Source organism: Bacillus yunxiaonensis (assembly GCF_037104695.1).
Taxonomy (GTDB): domain Bacteria; phylum Bacillota; class Bacilli; order Bacillales; family Bacillaceae_G; genus Bacillus_A; species Bacillus_A yunxiaonensis.
In genome coordinates this window covers 541,033-559,316 of record NZ_JBAWSV010000001.1, presented here as the reverse complement: position 1 = coordinate 559,316, position 18,284 = coordinate 541,033, and the positions used below count along the sequence as shown (strand labels likewise).

The following is an 18,284-nucleotide window of genomic DNA, read 5'->3' as shown; positions in this document are numbered from 1 at the left end:
GGCTGTTCCTTATGCGGACAGCCTTTTTGTTTTGTCTTGTTTAAGAATATAATTTATAAAGAAATATTGGCTGATGCCCCCAATAATAAGAAATACGGCGCAAATATTAAATAAGAAACTCCCGCTAAAATGTTGTAATAATAACGCTCCAGCCGCCGGACCAAGCATTCGTGAAACATCCCAATGCGTACCGTAAATAGAGAAATAAATTCCTCGCATATGTTCCGGTGCTAATTCTGAAACAAAACGCAACAGATGATTTAACGCTATACTTTCTCCAATTGTTAAAATTAGTAATGTGAAAAATAGTAACCATAATGTATTGGAGTAGCCATAACCAATCGCTGCAATCGTATAGCAAATATAAGAAATAACAATAATTTTTTGCATAGAAAATTTCTCCGCCCATTTTACGACTCCTACTTGCAAAACGATTTCCATAATTCCTTTACATGTAGCCATAAAGGTAAAAACAAACATAAAATTAGTAAATAATTCCTTTTCAGCATAAAGACGATAGTTCGTTTCCATTTGTGCGTAGAAAAAACTAATAGGCAGCATAAAAACCATAAGTCCAAACACGCAATAATGTTGTGAGAGAAAATGCTTCCATTTCGTAGGTGTAGTTTTTTGTTCATCATGTTGTAGAAGTGGAGCAGTCTCTGGGAGCTGTGTCCATACAAGAACAGAATAGAGAAATAAAGCAGCGGCTTCTAAAATAAAAAGAATGGTCGGATCATCTTTGTAGAATAGATAACCAATCGCTGGACCAATGATCGCTCCGACGGCTCCAACTGTTTGAATGAGAGCAAATACTTCAGCTTGCTTTTCTTTCTCTGTTACATCAGCAATTTGTGCTCGTTGCGCAGGAATATAAAGAGAACGTCCAAGACCATTCATAATGTAGAAGAGAGCGAATGGTATAACAGATTCCGCGAAAATAAAACCAGTCATAGCACATGCCTGTAAGAGTAATCCAATTAAAATAATTACTTTTCTGCCAAAGCGATCTGTAATACTACCACCAAAAAGTGTAAATAGAATTTCACTAAGCGGTTGTAATCCAAAAAGCAACATGGTAAACAAGGCGTTTCCGTTTAAGGCTTTGTTCACATATATGATAAAAATAAGTGCGAGCATTGCTCCTGTTATACTCGTTAGCAGTTCTCCAACTAACCGAATCCATATAGGTTTGCTATAACGTTTTGTCAATATCATCATTTCATTCTCTCCTTTCTATATGGAAATTTTATAATGGAAAGGAAAGAGGAAAAAGAGTAGAATGAAGCAAAGAAATTTTTCATCTTTTAGGGGGATATGTATGGTAATTTTGGATCATTACATACAGCTTTGGCTTCAGTATGCAAAGGGGAAAGAACTTGGTGAAAAGATAGAAATATCGCTGCAAGACATCTCGAAAACATTATATTGTACTGATCGAAATAGCAAATTCACAATAAAAAAACTAGAAGAAATACAATGGATTAGTTGGTTACCAGGACGGGGAAGAGGAAATCGATCTAAAATCGCTTTTTTACAAGATCCCGCATTGCTTATTTATGAAAAAGGAAAAGAACTTGTAAAACAAGGTGAAATTAAAAGCGGAAAAACCTTTATTCAAACATATGAAGAGTATTTCCCGTGCATATTAGAACAATTTCAAACATGGATTGACACACTTTTTGGATATCATATTGAACAGTCACCTAAAGGAAGAATCGATGTTTTACGATTAAACATGCGCATAAGCCCAATTATATGTCTTGATCCTATGTATGTTACGCTTCGATCTGAATGTCATATTGTTAAGCATGTCTGTGATACACTCGTTCATTACAATGAAATGACAAATGAAATAGAACCACGTCTCGCTTTTTATTGGGAATACAATCATACACATAAAATATGGACATTTTATCTTCGAAAAGGCGTTTATTTTCATAATCAAAAACCGTTTACTGCAAATGATGTCAAGTATACGTTCAAACGTTTTTTAAGTACAAAAGACAATCCTTATCGCTGGATGCTACAAGATATTGAAAAAATACATATTGTAGATGAATATACAATTGAAATACATTTACAAACAGAAAATGAATTATTTTTACATATTTTAGGCGGGGAACATTGTTCTATTATTCCTGAATCACAGGAGAAGGAGAATGAGCAATACATATTAAATGGAACAGGTCCATTCAAACTTGTTAAAAATGATGATGCATTACTTATTTTAGAAGTAAATCCATTGTATTTTCGCGAGCGCCCATTTCTTGATCGTATTGAACTTTGGTATTCCCAAGATATAAGTAGTTATAGCGGTTATGAAGTATTATTAGGTTCTTTACACCATGATAGAAAGGGCGTTCAAAAAGAAACGTCTCAATTAGAAGCGAACGTAACATACATTACACTCAATACAAAAAAGCAAGGTCCAATGCAAAATGTAACCTTTCGGCAAGCTTTAAAACAAATCATCAACGGCATGCAAATATTAAACGATTTAAAAGGTGAACGTGGAGAAGTAGCAACGAATCTGTTATTAGGAAAAACAATTGAAATAAAGAAAGAAAGTTCAATTAAAGAGCTATTAGAAATAAGTGGGTATAGAGGAGAAACATTATATTTATATACCTTCCAAGATCAAGATCATGTTGAGGATTCACATTGGGTTCAAAGGGAATGTGCCAAGTATGGAATTAAGATAGAACTATCTTTTTTAGATGTACATGAACTTCTTACACTTCGAACAATACAAGAAGCTGATCTGATTCATGATAGTGCTACAATAAGTGAACACGCTGAATTAAGTTATCTATATTTACTGCTAACGACAAATAGTTTTCTCCATCAGCATAGCTCTTTCAATTTAAATGAGAAGTTGAAACATGTATTTAAGGAACAAAATCGGAGTGTGCGTATGCAATTGTTAGGGGAAACGGAAGAAGAGCTGCTAGAGTGTATTCATATAATTCCTTTGTATCGAAATTATATGACGATACATACACATGAGGGCATACAAAATGTAGCAATTAACTCCCAGGGCTGGATTAATTTTTATCATATATGGTTTAAATATTTACATAACGTAACAAGGTAGTGAAACAAAGTGCTCATAACCCATCATTTCTTCGAGCGTCATACGATGAAATGATGGGTTTTTAGATAGATTAGATAAAACTGTACTAAGCATAGCGCTGATTTTTATTCTATTTTTCATAAAGATGGAATAATGCGCCTTTACAGCGTAACAATGTTATGTTACATTGAATAAAAAGAAGGGAGAGCAAAACTTTGAATCAGGACTTAATTTCGAAAAAAGATTTGTTAGATCTTACGGGAATCTCTTATGGTCAGCTTTATAGGTGGAAAAGAAAAAATTTAATACCAGAAGATTGGTTTGTGCGAAAATCAACATTTACTGGCCAAGAGACATTTTTTCCTAAAGAAAAAATTTTAGATAGAATCGAAAAAATTCAGACGATGAAAGAGAATTTGTCTCTTGATGATTTAGCAAACATGTTTTCACCCAATGTGACTGAGATTAGTTTAAGTAAGGAAGGGATTATACAACGCGGGATTGCTTCAGAGCCAGTTGTACGTTTTTTTATAGAGCAACATCAAGAAATAGCTGAATTTCGTTTTTCAAAAATTCTTTTCGTTTATATTTTAGAAAAAATTCTTCAGTCTGGAGAGGTTAGCCTTGAAGAAGGAAAAATGGTGTTACATGTGTTAAATGAACACTATGAAACGATGAAAAATAAAAATGGCGAACTTATTTTTATTCGAAAATTAGGTGTTTCAACATGTTTCTTATTTTCGAGCGTAGAGGATATTTATTTTGATCAGGGTACTAAAATTGTGATTCGTTTATCTTTAATGAATTGTACAGAAGAATTAAAAACGAAGTTGTTATGATGGAGGGATAGTAGTGAAAACAAATGATTTATTAATTAATGGCTATGGAACAGCGAACGGAGGGCAGTTTCGTAACGTCCAATTAAACGGAAGAGGAATTGTAAATGGGGATTTAGAATGCATTGATTTTGAATGTAATGGCGCTGGTCATATAAATGGAGATTTGAAGGCTGAAAAAATAAAAATAAGTGGTTCAGGAAAGATAAATGGAAAAATAGATGCTCAACATATGAGTATTGAAGGAAGCGGTAGTATATATGAGGACGCAACTGTAAAGAAAATGAAAATTTCAGGTAAAGGGACAGTTGCTGGAAATATATCAGGCGAGGATATAAACATTCGTGGTAAAGCTATTATTGATGGTAATTGTGAGGTAGATACATTCACATCAGAAGGACAATTCATCGTGGGTGGATTATTGAGTGCAGATGAAATTCAAATTGATATTCATGGAGAATGTAAGGCAAAAGAAATAGGCGGTCAAACGATTAACATAAGATATAAGAAATCAGGCTTAAATTGGCTTTTCAAAACAATGTTTTCTCCTCGCTTGGAAGCAGAGCTTATAGAGGGCGATAACATCAACATTGAACATACAAACACTCATACCATTCGAGGTAACAATGTTACGATTGGACCAGATTGTGAAATAAATCTTGTTGAATACACTGGAGTTTGTAATATCGATAAAAATGCCAAAGTAAATGAAAGCAGAAAAATTTAAATTTTTAATAGGAAGAGGATGATTACATGAAAGAACAATATAATCTCAGTTTAAATGGCTCAGGTAATTCGTCAGGTGGTGTCTACAATAACGTCAAGATTCGCGGAGAAGGAACAATTTTAGATGATATTGATTGTGATGTTTTTAAAACGTATGGAACGAGTGAGATTCAAGGGAATATAAAGACACGCCAAGTAACTGTGTTTGGTGAAACAAAAGTTCGTAAAGATTTGCATTCAGAAAATGTAAAAGTTTACGGTACTCTTGAAGTTGGCGGTATGGCAGCTGTTACACGCACAAAAGTGAGAGGAACGTTTGATATTGGTGAGAATTTTACAGGTGAAGAAATTGATGTAGCCGGTGGAATGAATGTGAAAGGAAACTTAGAGGCAGAGAATTTTAATCTAAATGGGGCCTGTACGATTATAGGGATGCTAAATGCTGGAAAAATTAATATTGTTCTAAGATACGAGCACAGCAATGTAGAAGAAATAGGAGGCGAGAAGATTACAGTTCGAAAAAAATCATCTTTCTTTCCTTTCTCAAAACATGGAGGATTTCTTAAAACTCGTGTAATTGAAGGTGATGAAATTTATCTTGAATACACAAAAGCTGATGTTGTTCGAGGTAACAATGTTACGATTGGTCCAGGATGTGAAATTAGTGTAGTAGAATATCATGAAAGTTATAAAAATGCAGCTCAATCACTTGTGAAAGAATATAAACAAATATAATCATATAGAGGAAGGACTATAATATGGTCGCTAAAGGTAGTAAGCTTGGTTTTGTCGTTGCTGGTTTGTTATTTAGTATATTAATGGCTTCGATGGATAATACAATCGTTGTAACAGCGATGGGAACAATTGTTGGTGATCTGGGCGGACTTGAAAATTTCGTTTGGGTCGTCTCTGCTTACATGGTAGCAGAGATGGCAGGTATGCCAATATTCGGTAAATTATCTGATATGTATGGACGGAAACGTTTTTTTATTTTTGGTTTAATAGTATTTATGGTAGGGTCGGCATTGTGTGGTACAGCTGACAGCATTGTACAATTAGGAATTTATCGTGCGATTCAAGGGATTGGCGGTGGAGCTCTCGTACCGATCGCCTTTACAATTATTTTTGACATTTTCCCTCCAGAAAAACGTGGGAAAATGGGTGGATTGTTTGGAGCTGTATTTGGATTATCTAGTATTTTCGGACCACTATTAGGAGCATATATCACAGATTATATTAGCTGGCACTGGGTATTCTATATTAATTTACCACTTGGTATTTTATCTCTCATTCTTATTGTATTGTTTTATAAAGAATCACCGGTTCATCAAAAACAAAAAATTGATTGGCTTGGAGCAATTACTCTTATTGGGGCAGTTGTATGCTTAATGTTTGCTCTAGAGCTTGGTGGACAAAAATATGATTGGGATTCTCATTTTATTTTAAGTTTATTTGCAGGCTTTACTATTTTAAGTATCGTATTTTTGTATGTAGAAACAAAAGTAGATGAACCAATTATTTCCTTTAATATGTTCAAAAATAGACTTTTTGCAGGTAGTACAATCGTTGCACTATTATACGGAGCAGCTTTCATGTCCGCTACGGTGTATATTCCCATCTTTATTCAAGGAGTGTACGGAGGAACTGCTACAAATTCTGGATTATTATTATTACCAATGATGTTTGGATCAGTAGTGACAGCACAGGTTGGGGGATTTTTAACTTCAAAGATGAGCTATCGCAATATTATGATTATATCTGCAGTTATTATGATAAGTGGACTTATACTATTAAGTAGTTTAACCCCTGAGACGAGTCGTGTATTGTTAACTATTTATATGATAATAATCGGTTTTGGAGTCGGTTTTTCATTTTCTGTTTTAAGTATGGCAGCTATTCATAATTTTGGAATGAATCAACGTGGATCAGCCACATCAACAAGTAACTTTATTCGTTCATTAGGCATGACATTGGGGGTTACAATTTTGGGGATGATTCAAAGAAACGATTTTCAAAATCAATTAGAAAAAGCTTTTTCTAATGTAGAAGGAATACTGAAGAATGGTTCCTTTCATGATTCAAGGGCAATTTTATCAGAAGCTGCACGTACTCAAATTCCAAAGCCAATATTAGATAAGGTCATTGATGCACTATCCTCCTCAATTGTTCATACATTCATGTGGGCATTAGTTCCAGCTGGTTTAGCATTTCTATTTATATTCTTAATGGGAAATGAGAAGATGGTCATTCGTAATACAAAGAAGGAAGTAAAGAATGTAAGTGCAAATTAACGAAAAAAGACTCTCTTCATAAATAATATGAAGAGAGTCTTTTTATTTTAATGACTTACAACTAACAAACTGAAATTATTCTTCGATAATTTCGTATTCTTCATCTGCAAGTAATAAGATCTGCAGTTTTTTACCTTTGTTATGTACTTCAATTACATCGTACGTGCCTAAGTTTTTAATTTTACTTGTTGAAGCATTTACCATACCTTCAACAGAGTCGATTAAAATATCTTCTTCAATGTAGGATTCAGGCAAAGACATATCTTCAGTTTCTAATACACATGCATATAAATTTTGTAAATCAGTAGCTGTTGGGTTTAATTCCTCAACATCAATTATATTCTTTACTGCATCTACATGTTCTTCTTTTGGTTGATATACTTTAATTTTAGACATATTTTATTCTCCTTTATTTCTTAATCTAAGAGGCTATATATTATTATAACGGTTTTCATGAAAAACATGAAATAGTAATTATGGCTATAAATGAAAAAACATTTTTTTATTTACCCCGCACTAACGGGCAGTAAGACTCTCACCTCAAGATTCAGAGGAAAGCAAAGAAGATAGGTGGGTGATAACTGCCCGTAAGAGCCCGATTGGTTCAACTAACCATCAGGTGGGGATGAAGAACCCCCCCACTGATGGAAGTTTTACTTTATATTAGAAAAAATTCATTGCTGTTTTTCTTTATGAATACAATATAACAGAAATGTTTTATATAAGATTTTTCGCTTTCTTAATCCATGCAATGCATATATAATTTAAATGGGACTAATCGTATTTTTGTATATTTATAAAAGAATTGAGGTTTAACGAATAATGACAATAAAAATCATTACAGATAGTGCGGCAGATTTATCAAAAGAATTACTACAAACTTATGATATAGAGATGATTCCGCTTCGTGTATATGATGAGCAAGAGAATGAATTTCTTGATGGGGTAACGTTAGATCCTATCGACTTACTTCGAAATATGAGAGAAGGGAAAGTATATAAAACATCATTACCTTCTTTAGAAACAATCCAAGAAGTATTCACTACATACGCAAAACACGATGTAACATGCATTTATTTAGCTTTTTCTTCTGAACTTTCTGGTACGTATCAATCTTCTGTTCTTGTAGGAGAAGAAGTAAAAGAAACGTATCCTAATTTTTCATTAGACATTATTGATACAAAATGTGCGTCAACCGGCCAAGGACTTGTAGTATTAGAGGCTGCAAAGATGGCAAAAGATGGAGCAACAAAGGAAGAAATTTTAAACCGTATTGCTTTCATGACGAAACATATGGAACACATATTTACTGTTGCAGACTTACAATATTTAGTTCGCGGTGGACGAGTAAGCAAAGTGGCAGGATTTATAGGTGGCTTGTTAAATATTAAGCCTATTTTAAATGTAGAAGATGGAAAACTTATTCCACTTGAAAAGATACGTGGCCGGAAGAAAGTATTTCAGCGTATAGTAGATATTATGGAAACAAGAGGGAAAGATCTTAAAAATCAAACAATTGGAATTTCACACGGTGATGATTTAGAAAGTGTAAACATACTAACAGAAATGATTACTGAAAAATTTGGATGTAAAGTGTTTGTAGTAAATTCGATTGGTGCAGCTGTTGGAGCTCATGCTGGTCCGGGAACATTAGCTATATTTTTCTTAAATGAAGTGTAAAAAGAAAATGTCTCTTAAAATAAGAGGCATTTTTATTTTTATTTCGAAAACCATTATTACCAAATGCTTACATGTTTATTTTAAAACTTGTAAACTATTATATGAGAATGAAAAAATATCGAAAAAAATTTTAATAGAGCATACTGCGATGTTTTTATTTATCCGGCACTAATGGACAGTAAGCCCCCGACTGATGGAAGTTGCACTTTATTTTTAATCTTCCACAAATATTTGCGCAGGCACAAATAAACGAGCCAATAATAAAATCTACATTAAAACGCTGCTTAGGAAATCAACTTATTAAAGAAATGAACACATTCAAGAAAAAGGGAACATAATTAGAATTAATGATTGTGAATATGAAGTTTCATTTGATTTACAAATAAAAGAGTAGAATTTCATTAAAATAGATAGTATCTACTATAAAGAATTTTCACGACAAAACATTGAATTTATTATATAATTTTAACATAATAAATATTGATATAATGGCGTTTAAATTTCATTTTAAGGGTGTATGTTCATGAAAAATGTTGATTTTATTCTCGAAAGTGATGAGGCATTAAAACCATCAGAACGACTCATTTTATTACTATTAGAAAAACATAGAATATTATATACAAATGATTTACTTGTTTTATCAAATCTATCATATAAAACATTAGTAGATTCTTTAACAACACTTGTTATGAAAACTTATATAATCAAGGAGAGTGGAAAAGGGCGTAAGCAAAATAGATATAGTTTAATATAAAATGATTATTGTAAACTACAAAACAGGAAGAGCTCAAAAAATGCACTTCCTGTTTTGTAGTTAAAACTCATCCTCATGAATTAAATTCCCTGCATCATGGTCTTTCATTAATCGCTGCTTCAAATAATTTTCTTTCGTTGTTCGATCATCTTTATGACCAACAGTTGCTGCAATAATATGCGGTGGTAATTGCTTATAATCATATAAATATTGAACATAAAAATGTCGAAAGAAATGAGGGGTTATTTTTTCATTTTTTGTAAATGATAAATTAGTTTCTTTTATGATTTTGGTGATATATTGAGATAAATAATTTTCTTTATATGCTGTATGATTTTTTGTTTGAAAAATGGTGCCACCATGATTAATACCTAACTCAGTTGGCAAACGGCGGCGGATTCGAAAAGCAATTATCCGTTCAAATACCGCTTTGTTAATTGGTACAATTCGTTCAGAATCACCTTTCGTATTTACATATAAATAATAACGATCACGCAATGTATCATACTCTAAATCTTCCCACTTCGCATGTGCAACCTCCGCAATACGTAGTCCAGTTGTTGCTAATATTGAAAGCAGAGCATAATTGATAGGATTATTTTTATAATATGACAGTAATTGCTTTACTTCTTCATAAGATAATTCTCTTCTTGGTTTATGTTTTTTCGTTATTGTTGTACTCAGTATGTCAATGTATATAGGCTCTTTAATAAATTCAATTTCATATAACCATTTTAAAAAGGACCGAGTAATTCGTAGTTTTCGACTTATCGTTGCTGGTTTATAGGCTTCGTTAGATTGATAAGAAATTGCGTCTTCAGCAAGCCACTTTTGATAATTACGAATATGTCGTTTTCTTAAATTCATCCACACTTTACCTTCAATGAAATTCTCCACATCCATTTGTAAAAATTCTATATGTTCTCGAATAAAAAAATAAAACTGTGATAAATCTCTAGAATAGAGAAGACGAGATGTGTCTTTTACTCGTTTGTTTTTATCAAAATGTGTTTGTCGATTCAAATAATAATATAAAATTTCTTCATCAGAAAATCCCTCATATGAATATGTATGTCCACGCTCGTTTTTCTCTTTTCGATCTTCAGCTTGTTTTAAAAAATCTTCATTCCATATTGCAATAGTATTTGCGAATTTTTCTTTACTATTTTTACTGCGTAATAACGAATTATGATTATAAATTGGTAATAAATTAAATTTCATATTATATCAAATCCTTATTTATTTTGCATATAGTATTAATTTAAAAAAATAAAGTGTATATATAACTTATTTTAAAGTGCATTTCTATAAAATACAATATTAATTCTCAAGTATAGAAAATCACACATTTTCTATGATTTAAAATTGATTTGTGAATTTTATATATTATGAGTCGAATTGAAAAAATAGAAAAGTTAATTTTAAAAAGAAAAGAACTTACGTGTGTTTATAATATAATTATAGTTTCGTATTTATATGTGATATAATAAATTTACATTATGTTATGTTTTTCTTTTAAATTCTATTTTGATATAAATTCTATTTAGTTTTATATAGAAAGGATTTATTTACATGTACGATCATAAATACGAACAATATATGGATACAAATGAGGTAAAAGAATATTTAAGCATTACAAGTTTTACATTTAAAAAATTAATGAAAGAAAATAAATTAACTCCAATTAATAAGGATACATGGCGATTAGATGGAAGTTTTTTGTTTCGAAGAGAAGAGGTTACTGTATTACAATCGCAGTTACATACAGAAGGAATCACATTAAACCAAGCAAGTAAACAATTTCATGTTAGTATGTATCAATTATGTAAATGGATTGAAGAAGGGGAATTATCCTATACAATTCAAATACATCGGAATAAAGAAACAAAATTTGTGCAAGAAGAAGAGATAAAACAATTAGCTGAAAGATTAGATGACGTAAATGCTCTTTATACATATTCTAGAAAATATAATGTTGTTTTATTTCAAAAATTTATACAAGGAAATACAATCTCTCGTATTACATCTATTCCTAAAAGGGGAGACATTATAGTTACAGATGAATTTGGAAATGATATGAAATTGCAACAGGCAAAAGAAGCTGGCTTTTTGCCTGCATATCAATTATCAGACAAACCGAGGAGCCACCATCAAAAATTTGTGAAGTTTCGTTTTTTGAAAACAAACAACTTACGCAGTGATATTTTTCAGCGAATTGATTTCTTATTACAATATGTATCACCACGAAATCTTCGAATTTCAGAAGAACACAATTTCTGGATTGTTGAAATTCGTCAATCACTCATTCAAGTTCCTATGCAATTTCAGCAAGAGTGGGTCGATTCTCTTATGCCATATATAATAGAAGGAAAAATAGCAAAACGTCCAAATAATAGTATTTACTTAGACAGCAATAGTGTTACCAAAAGCATAGTATTATCTTCATCTGAGTATCAGTCTATCTCAAACATTGTAAATGAAGAAAAAATTTCAATAGAGGAGTTTATTACTTCGGCAATTCGAGAAAAATTAGATCGGCATACAATGAAATATTAAAAGACTTATCATATAGATATGTCTTTTAATATACAAAAATATCCAAACCCTCTAAAAAACGACCTTTCAGATTCCTTTTTTAGAGGGTTTTATATAAGTTATAATGGTATTATACCTATAATATTTAAAACTCAATATAAAGATTGACAGGAGCCTTAAATTCATTTGGATATATTTAGGCCTTGTTTTCCTGCGTTTAGTTTACATAATAATTTTATGTGTTAGAATTTTGAGTAAGAAACAAAGGGTGTCTTTCCATAATTTCGTGATATTGTTTAATTTCATTTGTAATTCTTTGTCTTCCTTTTTCACTTGTGTGCCAAGTATCGCGATTAATTTGTCGCAGATCTTGCAGTGGAAGAACATCTAATATTTTATCTTCCGCAGCATATAGTGAAGCAAGTAATAAAAATCTTCGGCAGAAAAAACTTTTTCCAGCGAGTAATACATTCGTTACTTTTTGATTATTAATCATGTTAAACGCACTTTTTATTACACCTTCTACATTAGAAAAATCTCCTGTAATCGGTTGGATTTTCTCATGAGGAACACCTAATTGAATTAATATTTCACTATGATATTCAAATTCATTCGCTTGTAGAAACGTATTAAAAATAGAAGGAATGAAAATGTATTTTACAACTTCTTGAGAGCAATGTTTTGCAACGAGTTCGTTTAATTCTGGGAAATGACCGGGATGATACAGCATAATATCTGTTTCTGTAAACAAGTGCTTGCGGTCTATAAAAACTAAATCACTAATTGTAGAAAAATAGTTCATTACGATAAATTCCTCCTTAACATAGATAAAACCCTTTAGAAATTCGATATAGATTGACTAAAATCCTGTATGAGAGCTCGATAAAAATAATAAATCGCTGTTGTTACAGATCTTTGCGGTGAGAGAGTAAATAACATTTTTTTATAAACATTGATAATGAAAACATTATGTTATTATTCTGTCAACTCATCTAATATGGATGGTGTAGATGCTCATAGTTAGGGGGAAAACAATGAATATTCAAATTGTATTATTTGATGGCTTTGACGAATTAGATGCTATAGGACCATATGAGATATTAAAACGTGCGAATGAGTTCGGAGCAAATTTCGATGTGAAAATGGTTACATTAAATTTGAATACGGTGACTGGGTTTTATGGCTTAACAGTTGAAGTGAATGATTTTCTTAGTGAAGACAATTGTCCAGATATTTTAATCGTACCTGGTGGCGGATGGAACCATCGAGGGGAGAAGGGAGCACGAATAGAAGCGGATAAAGGTATATTACCTGAATTTATCGCTAAATTTTATAAGCAGGGGGCTATTATCGCTGGTGTCTGTACGGGCGGAATGTTAATGGCTGTTTCAGGAATTACAGCAGGACGGAAAACCACTATGCACCATCTTGCTAAAAACGAAATGGAATCATACGGTTGTGAAGTGTTAAGTGCTAAAATTGTTGATGATCATGATATTATTACAGCAAGAGGAGTAACTTCCGGCATCGATTTAGCTCTATGGATTATTGAACGTTTTGTAAGCCCTGAAGTAGCTTATTCAGTTGAAGAAAGACTAGAGTATGAAAAAAGTGGTACGATATGGAGAAGAATCTAATTTTAATTAGCTAAAGAAAGAAATGAGTATTTGGAGGAAATAGGTACTTTATTATAAAGTACCTATTTTTTATTTATCCCATTATTCGTGGGCTAAAAGAATGAAAGAAAACAAAAAAAGATACCTCTAGTAATGAAAATATCGCTTTATCCCGCATTAACAGGCAGTAATACTCCCCCCTCAAAATTCGGTGACAGCAAAGAAGTTAGGTGGGAGATAAATTGTCCGTAAAAGCCCGATTGGTTCAACTAATAGTCAGTGGGGATGAAGAAACCCCCACTGACTAAAGTTTCACTTTATTTACCTAAAAACAAATGATATAATTTCAATAAAAGTGTAATATTACACTTTTATTGAAAGGAGAGGATCAATTGAAAAAAGGTAGAATAATAATTTCTTTAACCATATACATTACCTTACTAACTGTATCAGTACATACGTATAAGCAACAACTAACTCATCCTGTTATAACAGATTCAGGACGATTACTTCCGGCAAAGGTTAAACGAATAGAGAGTGTTGGCGATGAAAAAAAACTGCAACAATTGGTTCGAGATGCAAATACTTCAAATGAAAAACTCTCTATTGCAGGGATGCAGCATACTCAAGGCGGCCATACATATTATCCGAATGGTACTGTTTTAGATATGAAAAATTATAATAAAATATTGGAGTTCAATCCGAAACAAAAAAGAATAAGAGTGCAAAGCGGTGCAACGTGGAATGACATTCAAAAAATTATTAATCCATACGGCCTTGCCATTCAAGTTATGCAGTCACAAAACATCTTCACTATTGGTGGTTCTTTAAGTGCAAATGTGCACGGAAGGGATATTCGGCATGATGCACTTATAGATACAGTTGATTCATTTCGTTTGTTAATGGCAGACGGCACAATTAAAAATGTAAGTAGAAATGAAAATTCAGAACTATTCTCTCTAGTGATTGGGGGGTATGGTTTATTTGGAGTCATCTTAGATGTAACGCTGAAGTTAACGGAAGATGAACTGTATCAAATACGAACGAAAATGTTAGAGTATGATCAATATGCTTCCTATTTCAAGGAACATGTTGAAGGTGATCAAGGGGTACGTATGCATTTAGCTCGTATTTCTGTCGCGCCAGATTCATTTTTACGTGAGATGTATGTGACAAATTATGTTTTCGTTACGAATCAAGAAAAGCGAGAGCGGTACAGTACTTTAAAAGAAGAAACAAATGTTGCCCTGCCAAAGTTTTTTCTTGGATTATCTAGGTACAGTGACTGGGGAAAAACGATGTTTTGGAATACCCAAAAAAAATATTTTGAACGTACGAATGGATCTTATGAAACTCGTAATAATGTAATGCGATCAGATAGTGCATTCATGGAATATGAAAATCCTAATTATACAGAAATTTTACAAGAGTACTTTATTCCTATTGATCACTTTTCTGCGTATATAGATGACTTGCGAAAGGTATTAGAACAGGAAGAACTAAATCTTCTTAATATTACTGTTCGATATGTGAAAAAAAACGATAGCGCGGTTTTGTCATATGCGAAAGAGGATATGTTTGCTCTTGTACTGCTTATCAATCAAGGACGCTCTAAAGAAGACATACAAAAGACGAAAAAAGTGATACAGAAAATAGTAAACGTTACTTTACAACATAATGGAAGCTATTATTTGCCATATTATCCTTATACAGAAAAACAGCAATTACAAGATGCCTACTTACGTATAAATGAATTCTTTCAAAAAAAAAGGGAGTATGACCCGCAAGAACGGTTTGTTAATTTATTTTATAAGGAGTATGGTCAATGACATATACAAGATTTGTAGTTTCACAAAGTCTCATTATGATGGCAGGAAGTATGGTATTTCCTTTCTATGTATTACTACTTAGAAATGTAGGAAACAGTTTTTCACAATTTGGCTGGGCATATGGTTTATTTACGTTAACATCAGCGCTTGTTTACCCTCTGATCGGTAGAATCTCCGATCGATTTGGTGATAGAAAGCTCTTAATCATATATTCTTGGTCAATGGCCGTTTTGATGCTATGTTTTCCAATTGCTACAGAAGTCTGGCATGTTTATATTTTACAAATTATGATGGGGTGTTTGGGAGCTATTCAGAAAAATGCAGAAAAAACATCGCTTGCACGAAAGGTAGAACGTCAAGAGGCTGGTTATGAAATCGGAAAATATCACGTATGGACATCCTTAGGAGCAGGAATCGCTATTATTCTAACAGGATATTTAGTTGATTTTTTAACCATTGGAACTATTTTTTATGTCGCTTCAATTTTATATATGATAAGCGGTATCATAATTTGGCGAACAAATAATCAAACCACACATAACCACTAACATTTGTTTTCGGTTATATGTGGCTTGATAAAAGTTTAATTCAAATTTAAATGTTGTAAAAACAAAGTAGCTGATAAGTAGCGCTTCGCTAATCTTTGTACATAAGCAGTATGGACAGATAATGTTGCAATTACAATTGCATTTCGAATTGCTTCGCGTTGTTCTTTGTTTATATGTTCAATTTTAGCTGCTAATTGATCAGCTTTTTCTTTAATGATTTGTTCAATAGTATGAATCGTATTCGTTGCATTGAATTGAGCCAAACCTTGTTGATTCAGTTCTTCAAATAGAGAAGAGTAAAAAACATATAATTGAACAGGATTAATTAAATCATCAGTGCGATCTGCAGGATCATTCACAATCAGTTTTAACAACTTTCGAATGGATTCAAAATCGAGTGCTGTTTTTAAATCTTCTACAATAAATAATAAGGCAGCTTGGTCAATTGAATATTTTTTTCCTTTTTGCGGGGAACCAATCATTTCTTTTATATCACGTTTCACCCAATTTTGCAGTGCCGTAATAGAAAAGTTAGTATTTTCAATTTGATTCCCAAGAGCTACAATTTCATTTAAAGAGAGTCCAATATCCGTTTCTTCAACTTTAATAAGCTTCTCAAAAATAGGTGCTAGTGCTGTTGTAATAAGGGCTGTAAAACTTTGACCGCTCTCAATATCTTCTTTATGTGACTTTGCCCAGGCCTCTTGTAAAATTGCAAGAGGTTTTTTTGTATTCCATCCTCTAAGAGACAGGAGGAGCATTGCCATTTCGTTTCGTGTGAGATGAAATGTTTCCATCTTTTCACCTCCGATAATATAAAAGTTCTTATGAACTTATATTATGTATTGTTTTATATAAAGTCAATTGTATTCGCATGATTTTTTCTGCGGTCGAAGAATTTAGTAATTATAAGAAATAACTCTTGATTATTCTTTTAAAAGTTCATATAATAAGTTCATAAGAACCTTTCGATTAACTTTAAGATTTAACTATCTTTTTCATATTTTAAGAGAAGGATAGATATTATTACTTATAGTAGAAGGAGAATGAATATTATATGTTAAAAAAAATCGTTACAATATTAACTGCATTTATGTTTGTCTTCGCAGCTAGTAGTTTCATTTCAGTGGATAGCGCTTATGCAAAAACCTACAAATCTGGTAAAAAATCTTATACTCCAAGTTCAGGCCAAACACAAAAATCAACAGTGGATTTAAAGAAAAAAGATTCTAATGTAAATGCAAATAAAACGACAGATTCAAAAACAAAAGCAACAAATACAGCACCAAAAAGTAATAAAGGAAGCTTTATGAAAGGTCTTTTACTTGGTGGTATTGGTGGTTTATTAATGGGTAGCTTATTTGCTAACATGGGAGCTCTTGGTTCTGTATTAGCATTTATGGTTAATATGTTCGTAATGGCTGGTATTGTAATGTTAGCGGTTCGCGCATTCAAATACTTTAAAAATCAACGTAAGAAACAGGTGGAAGAAGCAGCATGGAAACGATAAAAATTCCCGAACAAGAGTTGATTAATGCACTCTGTGTATATATTGCACAAAAACGTCAAGTTGCTCCAGAACAAGTTCTTGTGGAACTGATGTATGATGACGATTATGGTTTCTCAGCTGAAGTAGAAGTAAATGGTCGTCAGCAAATTTTAATTCAGGCAAATTTAATCGAGGCACTTCGCCTATGGCTTGATATGGAATATCATATTAATCCATTCGCAGCAAGATTACAGCTTGAATTACATGATGAAGAAGGTATTATCGCCTTGGCGAATTTAAATAATTCATATGAGTAATATAAAAAATAGCTGTTGAGATGTAACGATTCTCAGCAGCTATTTTTTATGCTTATAAGAAAAGATATGCATTATAAAATGATAATAATTTAGGATACCATTACTTTTCTCGTACATACTAAGTCGTAGTACATATTAAAAAATGGAGGGAATATAATGGATTTTCAGCAACAAGGTTCAACATCTCAATCATTACAACATTATAAAGAAGGATTAGGAAAGTTTACGCAGCAAATTCCAGAAATTGCTGAAACTTACAACGCTTTTACACAAGCTTGCTTCCAAGAAGGAACCTTAACAAAACGAGAAAAACAGTTAATCGCATTAGGCATTAGTTTAGCTATGCAAGATGAATATTGTACAATTTATCATACGAAAGGTTGTATTGATCAAGGATGCTCTGATAAGGAAGTGCTAGAAGCGTGCGGTGTCGCAGCAGCATTTGCTGGCGGTGCTGCAATGAGCCAAGCTGTTACACTTGTGCAGGAATGCATGGAAGAATTGCACCGACCGAAGCATTGAAAGATAAAAAGCTCCTTCAGAACGAAGGAGTTTTTTGCTCATTGCTTAAAACGAATCGAAGGAAC

Annotated in this window: 19 protein-coding genes; 14 read left to right on the top strand and 5 right to left on the bottom strand. The window is 32.4% G+C overall.

What is annotated here, in order from left to right:
• Positions 1 to 9 precede the first annotated feature (9 nt).
• Positions 10 to 1,221: an MDR family MFS transporter gene (locus tag WAX78_RS02790; RefSeq protein WP_336480769.1), complete on the bottom strand. Its 1,212-nt coding sequence runs from the start codon at positions 1,219 to 1,221 to the stop codon at positions 10 to 12.
• A 61-nt stretch (positions 1,222 to 1,282) separates the two neighbouring features.
• Between WAX78_RS02790 and WAX78_RS02785 the strand changes: the two genes are divergently transcribed.
• From WAX78_RS02785 to WAX78_RS02765, 5 genes are all read left to right on the top strand, one after another.
• Positions 1,283 to 3,097: an SgrR family transcriptional regulator gene (locus tag WAX78_RS02785; protein ID WP_413789149.1), complete on the top strand. Its 1,815-nt coding sequence runs from the start codon at positions 1,283 to 1,285 to the stop codon at positions 3,095 to 3,097.
• 194 nt (positions 3,098 to 3,291) lie between these two features.
• On the top strand, positions 3,292 to 3,915 hold the full coding sequence (locus WAX78_RS02780) for a YhbD family protein (RefSeq protein WP_336480767.1): 624 nt from the start codon (positions 3,292 to 3,294) through the stop codon (positions 3,913 to 3,915).
• Positions 3,916 to 3,922: 7 nt separating this feature from the next.
• Positions 3,923 to 4,639: a polymer-forming cytoskeletal protein gene (locus WAX78_RS02775; protein ID WP_336481344.1), complete on the top strand. Its 717-nt coding sequence runs from the start codon at positions 3,923 to 3,925 to the stop codon at positions 4,637 to 4,639.
• Positions 4,640 to 4,665: 26 nt separating this feature from the next.
• On the top strand, positions 4,666 to 5,373 hold the full coding sequence (locus WAX78_RS02770; protein ID WP_336480766.1) for a cytoplasmic protein: 708 nt from the start codon (positions 4,666 to 4,668) through the stop codon (positions 5,371 to 5,373).
• A 23-nt stretch (positions 5,374 to 5,396) separates the two neighbouring features.
• Positions 5,397 to 6,929, top strand: coding sequence for an MDR family MFS transporter (locus WAX78_RS02765; RefSeq protein ID WP_336480765.1), 1,533 nt, complete (start codon positions 5,397 to 5,399; stop codon positions 6,927 to 6,929).
• A 75-nt stretch (positions 6,930 to 7,004) separates the two neighbouring features.
• Here the strand turns inward: WAX78_RS02765 and WAX78_RS02760 are convergent, their stop codons facing one another.
• The gene (locus WAX78_RS02760; protein WP_336480764.1) at positions 7,005 to 7,325 is read right to left on the bottom strand and encodes a hypothetical protein; all 321 of its coding nucleotides are present in this window, start codon (positions 7,323 to 7,325) and stop codon (positions 7,005 to 7,007) included.
• Positions 7,326 to 7,751: 426 nt separating this feature from the next.
• Between WAX78_RS02760 and WAX78_RS02755 the strand changes: the two genes are divergently transcribed.
• Both WAX78_RS02755 and WAX78_RS02750 read left to right on the top strand, forming a co-directional pair.
• Positions 7,752 to 8,609 carry a DegV family protein gene (locus tag WAX78_RS02755; protein WP_336480763.1) on the top strand — a complete coding sequence of 286 codons (858 nt, stop codon included), beginning with the start codon at positions 7,752 to 7,754 and terminating at the stop codon, positions 8,607 to 8,609.
• Between the two features lie 523 nt (positions 8,610 to 9,132).
• Positions 9,133 to 9,363, top strand: coding sequence for a hypothetical protein (locus WAX78_RS02750; RefSeq protein WP_336480762.1), 231 nt, complete (start codon positions 9,133 to 9,135; stop codon positions 9,361 to 9,363).
• Positions 9,364 to 9,423: 60 nt separating this feature from the next.
• On the opposite strand, the gene WAX78_RS02745 is transcribed toward WAX78_RS02750, so the two are convergent.
• Positions 9,424 to 10,584, bottom strand: coding sequence for a tyrosine-type recombinase/integrase (locus WAX78_RS02745; RefSeq protein ID WP_336480761.1), 1,161 nt, complete (start codon positions 10,582 to 10,584; stop codon positions 9,424 to 9,426).
• Positions 10,585 to 10,935: 351 nt separating this feature from the next.
• On the opposite strand from WAX78_RS02745, the gene WAX78_RS02740 reads away from it, so the two are divergent.
• On the top strand, positions 10,936 to 11,919 hold the full coding sequence (locus tag WAX78_RS02740; RefSeq protein WP_336480760.1) for a DNA-binding protein: 984 nt from the start codon (positions 10,936 to 10,938) through the stop codon (positions 11,917 to 11,919).
• A gap of 214 nt (positions 11,920 to 12,133) precedes the next feature.
• Here the strand turns inward: WAX78_RS02740 and WAX78_RS02735 are convergent, their stop codons facing one another.
• A complete protein-coding gene (locus WAX78_RS02735) occupies positions 12,134 to 12,700 on the bottom strand; it encodes a hypothetical protein (RefSeq protein ID WP_336480759.1) in 567 nt (188 codons plus the stop codon).
• A 232-nt stretch (positions 12,701 to 12,932) separates the two neighbouring features.
• Between WAX78_RS02735 and WAX78_RS02730 the strand changes: the two genes are divergently transcribed.
• The 3 genes from WAX78_RS02730 to WAX78_RS02720 all read left to right on the top strand — a co-directional run bounded on the left by WAX78_RS02730 (position 12,933) and on the right by WAX78_RS02720 (position 15,891).
• Positions 12,933 to 13,535, top strand: coding sequence for a DJ-1/PfpI family protein (locus tag WAX78_RS02730; protein ID WP_336480758.1), 603 nt, complete (start codon positions 12,933 to 12,935; stop codon positions 13,533 to 13,535).
• A gap of 371 nt (positions 13,536 to 13,906) precedes the next feature.
• On the top strand, positions 13,907 to 15,343 hold the full coding sequence (locus tag WAX78_RS02725) for an FAD-binding oxidoreductase (protein WP_336480757.1): 1,437 nt from the start codon (positions 13,907 to 13,909) through the stop codon (positions 15,341 to 15,343).
• Positions 15,340 to 15,891, top strand: coding sequence for an MFS transporter (locus WAX78_RS02720; protein ID WP_336480756.1), 552 nt, complete (start codon positions 15,340 to 15,342; stop codon positions 15,889 to 15,891). Before WAX78_RS02725 ends, WAX78_RS02720 begins: the two co-directional genes overlap by 4 nt.
• Before the next feature lie 35 nt (positions 15,892 to 15,926).
• Here the strand turns inward: WAX78_RS02720 and WAX78_RS02715 are convergent, their stop codons facing one another.
• Complete coding sequence (locus WAX78_RS02715) at positions 15,927 to 16,688, bottom strand: DUF1836 domain-containing protein (protein WP_336480755.1); 762 nt, start codon at positions 16,686 to 16,688, stop codon at positions 15,927 to 15,929.
• Positions 16,689 to 16,948: 260 nt separating this feature from the next.
• Here WAX78_RS02715 and WAX78_RS02710 point away from each other — a divergent pair, with 260 nt between their 5' ends.
• From WAX78_RS02710 to WAX78_RS02700, 3 genes are all read left to right on the top strand, one after another.
• Positions 16,949 to 17,401 (top strand): hypothetical protein, encoded by a 453-nt coding sequence (locus WAX78_RS02710; RefSeq protein ID WP_336480754.1) that lies wholly within the window; start codon positions 16,949 to 16,951, stop codon positions 17,399 to 17,401.
• On the top strand, positions 17,389 to 17,697 hold the full coding sequence (locus WAX78_RS02705) for a YxcD family protein (protein ID WP_336480753.1): 309 nt from the start codon (positions 17,389 to 17,391) through the stop codon (positions 17,695 to 17,697). Before WAX78_RS02710 ends, WAX78_RS02705 begins: the two co-directional genes overlap by 13 nt.
• Positions 17,698 to 17,853: 156 nt before the next feature.
• Positions 17,854 to 18,219, top strand: coding sequence for a carboxymuconolactone decarboxylase family protein (locus WAX78_RS02700; protein WP_336480752.1), 366 nt, complete (start codon positions 17,854 to 17,856; stop codon positions 18,217 to 18,219).
• Positions 18,220 to 18,284: the final 65 nt, after the last annotated feature.

Bases quoted from the DNA above. Each gene is read 5' to 3' on its own strand.
- WAX78_RS02760 (WP_336480764.1), bottom strand. From the start codon at position 7,325: ATGTCTAAAATTAAAGTATATCAACCAAAAGAAGAACATGTAGATGCA.
- WAX78_RS02745 (WP_336480761.1), bottom strand. From the start codon at position 10,584: ATGAAATTTAATTTATTACCAATTTATAATCATAATTCGTTATTACGC.
- WAX78_RS02735 (WP_336480759.1), bottom strand. From the start codon at position 12,700: ATGAACTATTTTTCTACAATTAGTGATTTAGTTTTTATAGACCGCAAG.
- WAX78_RS02790 (WP_336480769.1), bottom strand. From the start codon at position 1,221: ATGATGATATTGACAAAACGTTATAGCAAACCTATATGGATTCGGTTA.
- WAX78_RS02785 (WP_413789149.1), top strand. From the start codon at position 1,283: ATGAAGCAAAGAAATTTTTCATCTTTTAGGGGGATATGTATGGTAATT.
- WAX78_RS02765 (WP_336480765.1), top strand. From the start codon at position 5,397: ATGGTCGCTAAAGGTAGTAAGCTTGGTTTTGTCGTTGCTGGTTTGTTA.
- WAX78_RS02705 (WP_336480753.1), top strand. From the start codon at position 17,389: ATGGAAACGATAAAAATTCCCGAACAAGAGTTGATTAATGCACTCTGT.
- WAX78_RS02750 (WP_336480762.1), top strand. From the start codon at position 9,133: ATGAAAAATGTTGATTTTATTCTCGAAAGTGATGAGGCATTAAAACCA.
- WAX78_RS02710 (WP_336480754.1), top strand. From the start codon at position 16,949: ATGTTAAAAAAAATCGTTACAATATTAACTGCATTTATGTTTGTCTTC.
- WAX78_RS02770 (WP_336480766.1), top strand. From the start codon at position 4,666: ATGAAAGAACAATATAATCTCAGTTTAAATGGCTCAGGTAATTCGTCA.
- WAX78_RS02730 (WP_336480758.1), top strand. From the start codon at position 12,933: ATGAATATTCAAATTGTATTATTTGATGGCTTTGACGAATTAGATGCT.
- WAX78_RS02755 (WP_336480763.1), top strand. From the start codon at position 7,752: ATGACAATAAAAATCATTACAGATAGTGCGGCAGATTTATCAAAAGAA.
- WAX78_RS02720 (WP_336480756.1), top strand. From the start codon at position 15,340: ATGACATATACAAGATTTGTAGTTTCACAAAGTCTCATTATGATGGCA.
- WAX78_RS02700 (WP_336480752.1), top strand. From the start codon at position 17,854: ATGGATTTTCAGCAACAAGGTTCAACATCTCAATCATTACAACATTAT.
- WAX78_RS02740 (WP_336480760.1), top strand. From the start codon at position 10,936: ATGTACGATCATAAATACGAACAATATATGGATACAAATGAGGTAAAA.
- WAX78_RS02715 (WP_336480755.1), bottom strand. From the start codon at position 16,688: ATGGAAACATTTCATCTCACACGAAACGAAATGGCAATGCTCCTCCTG.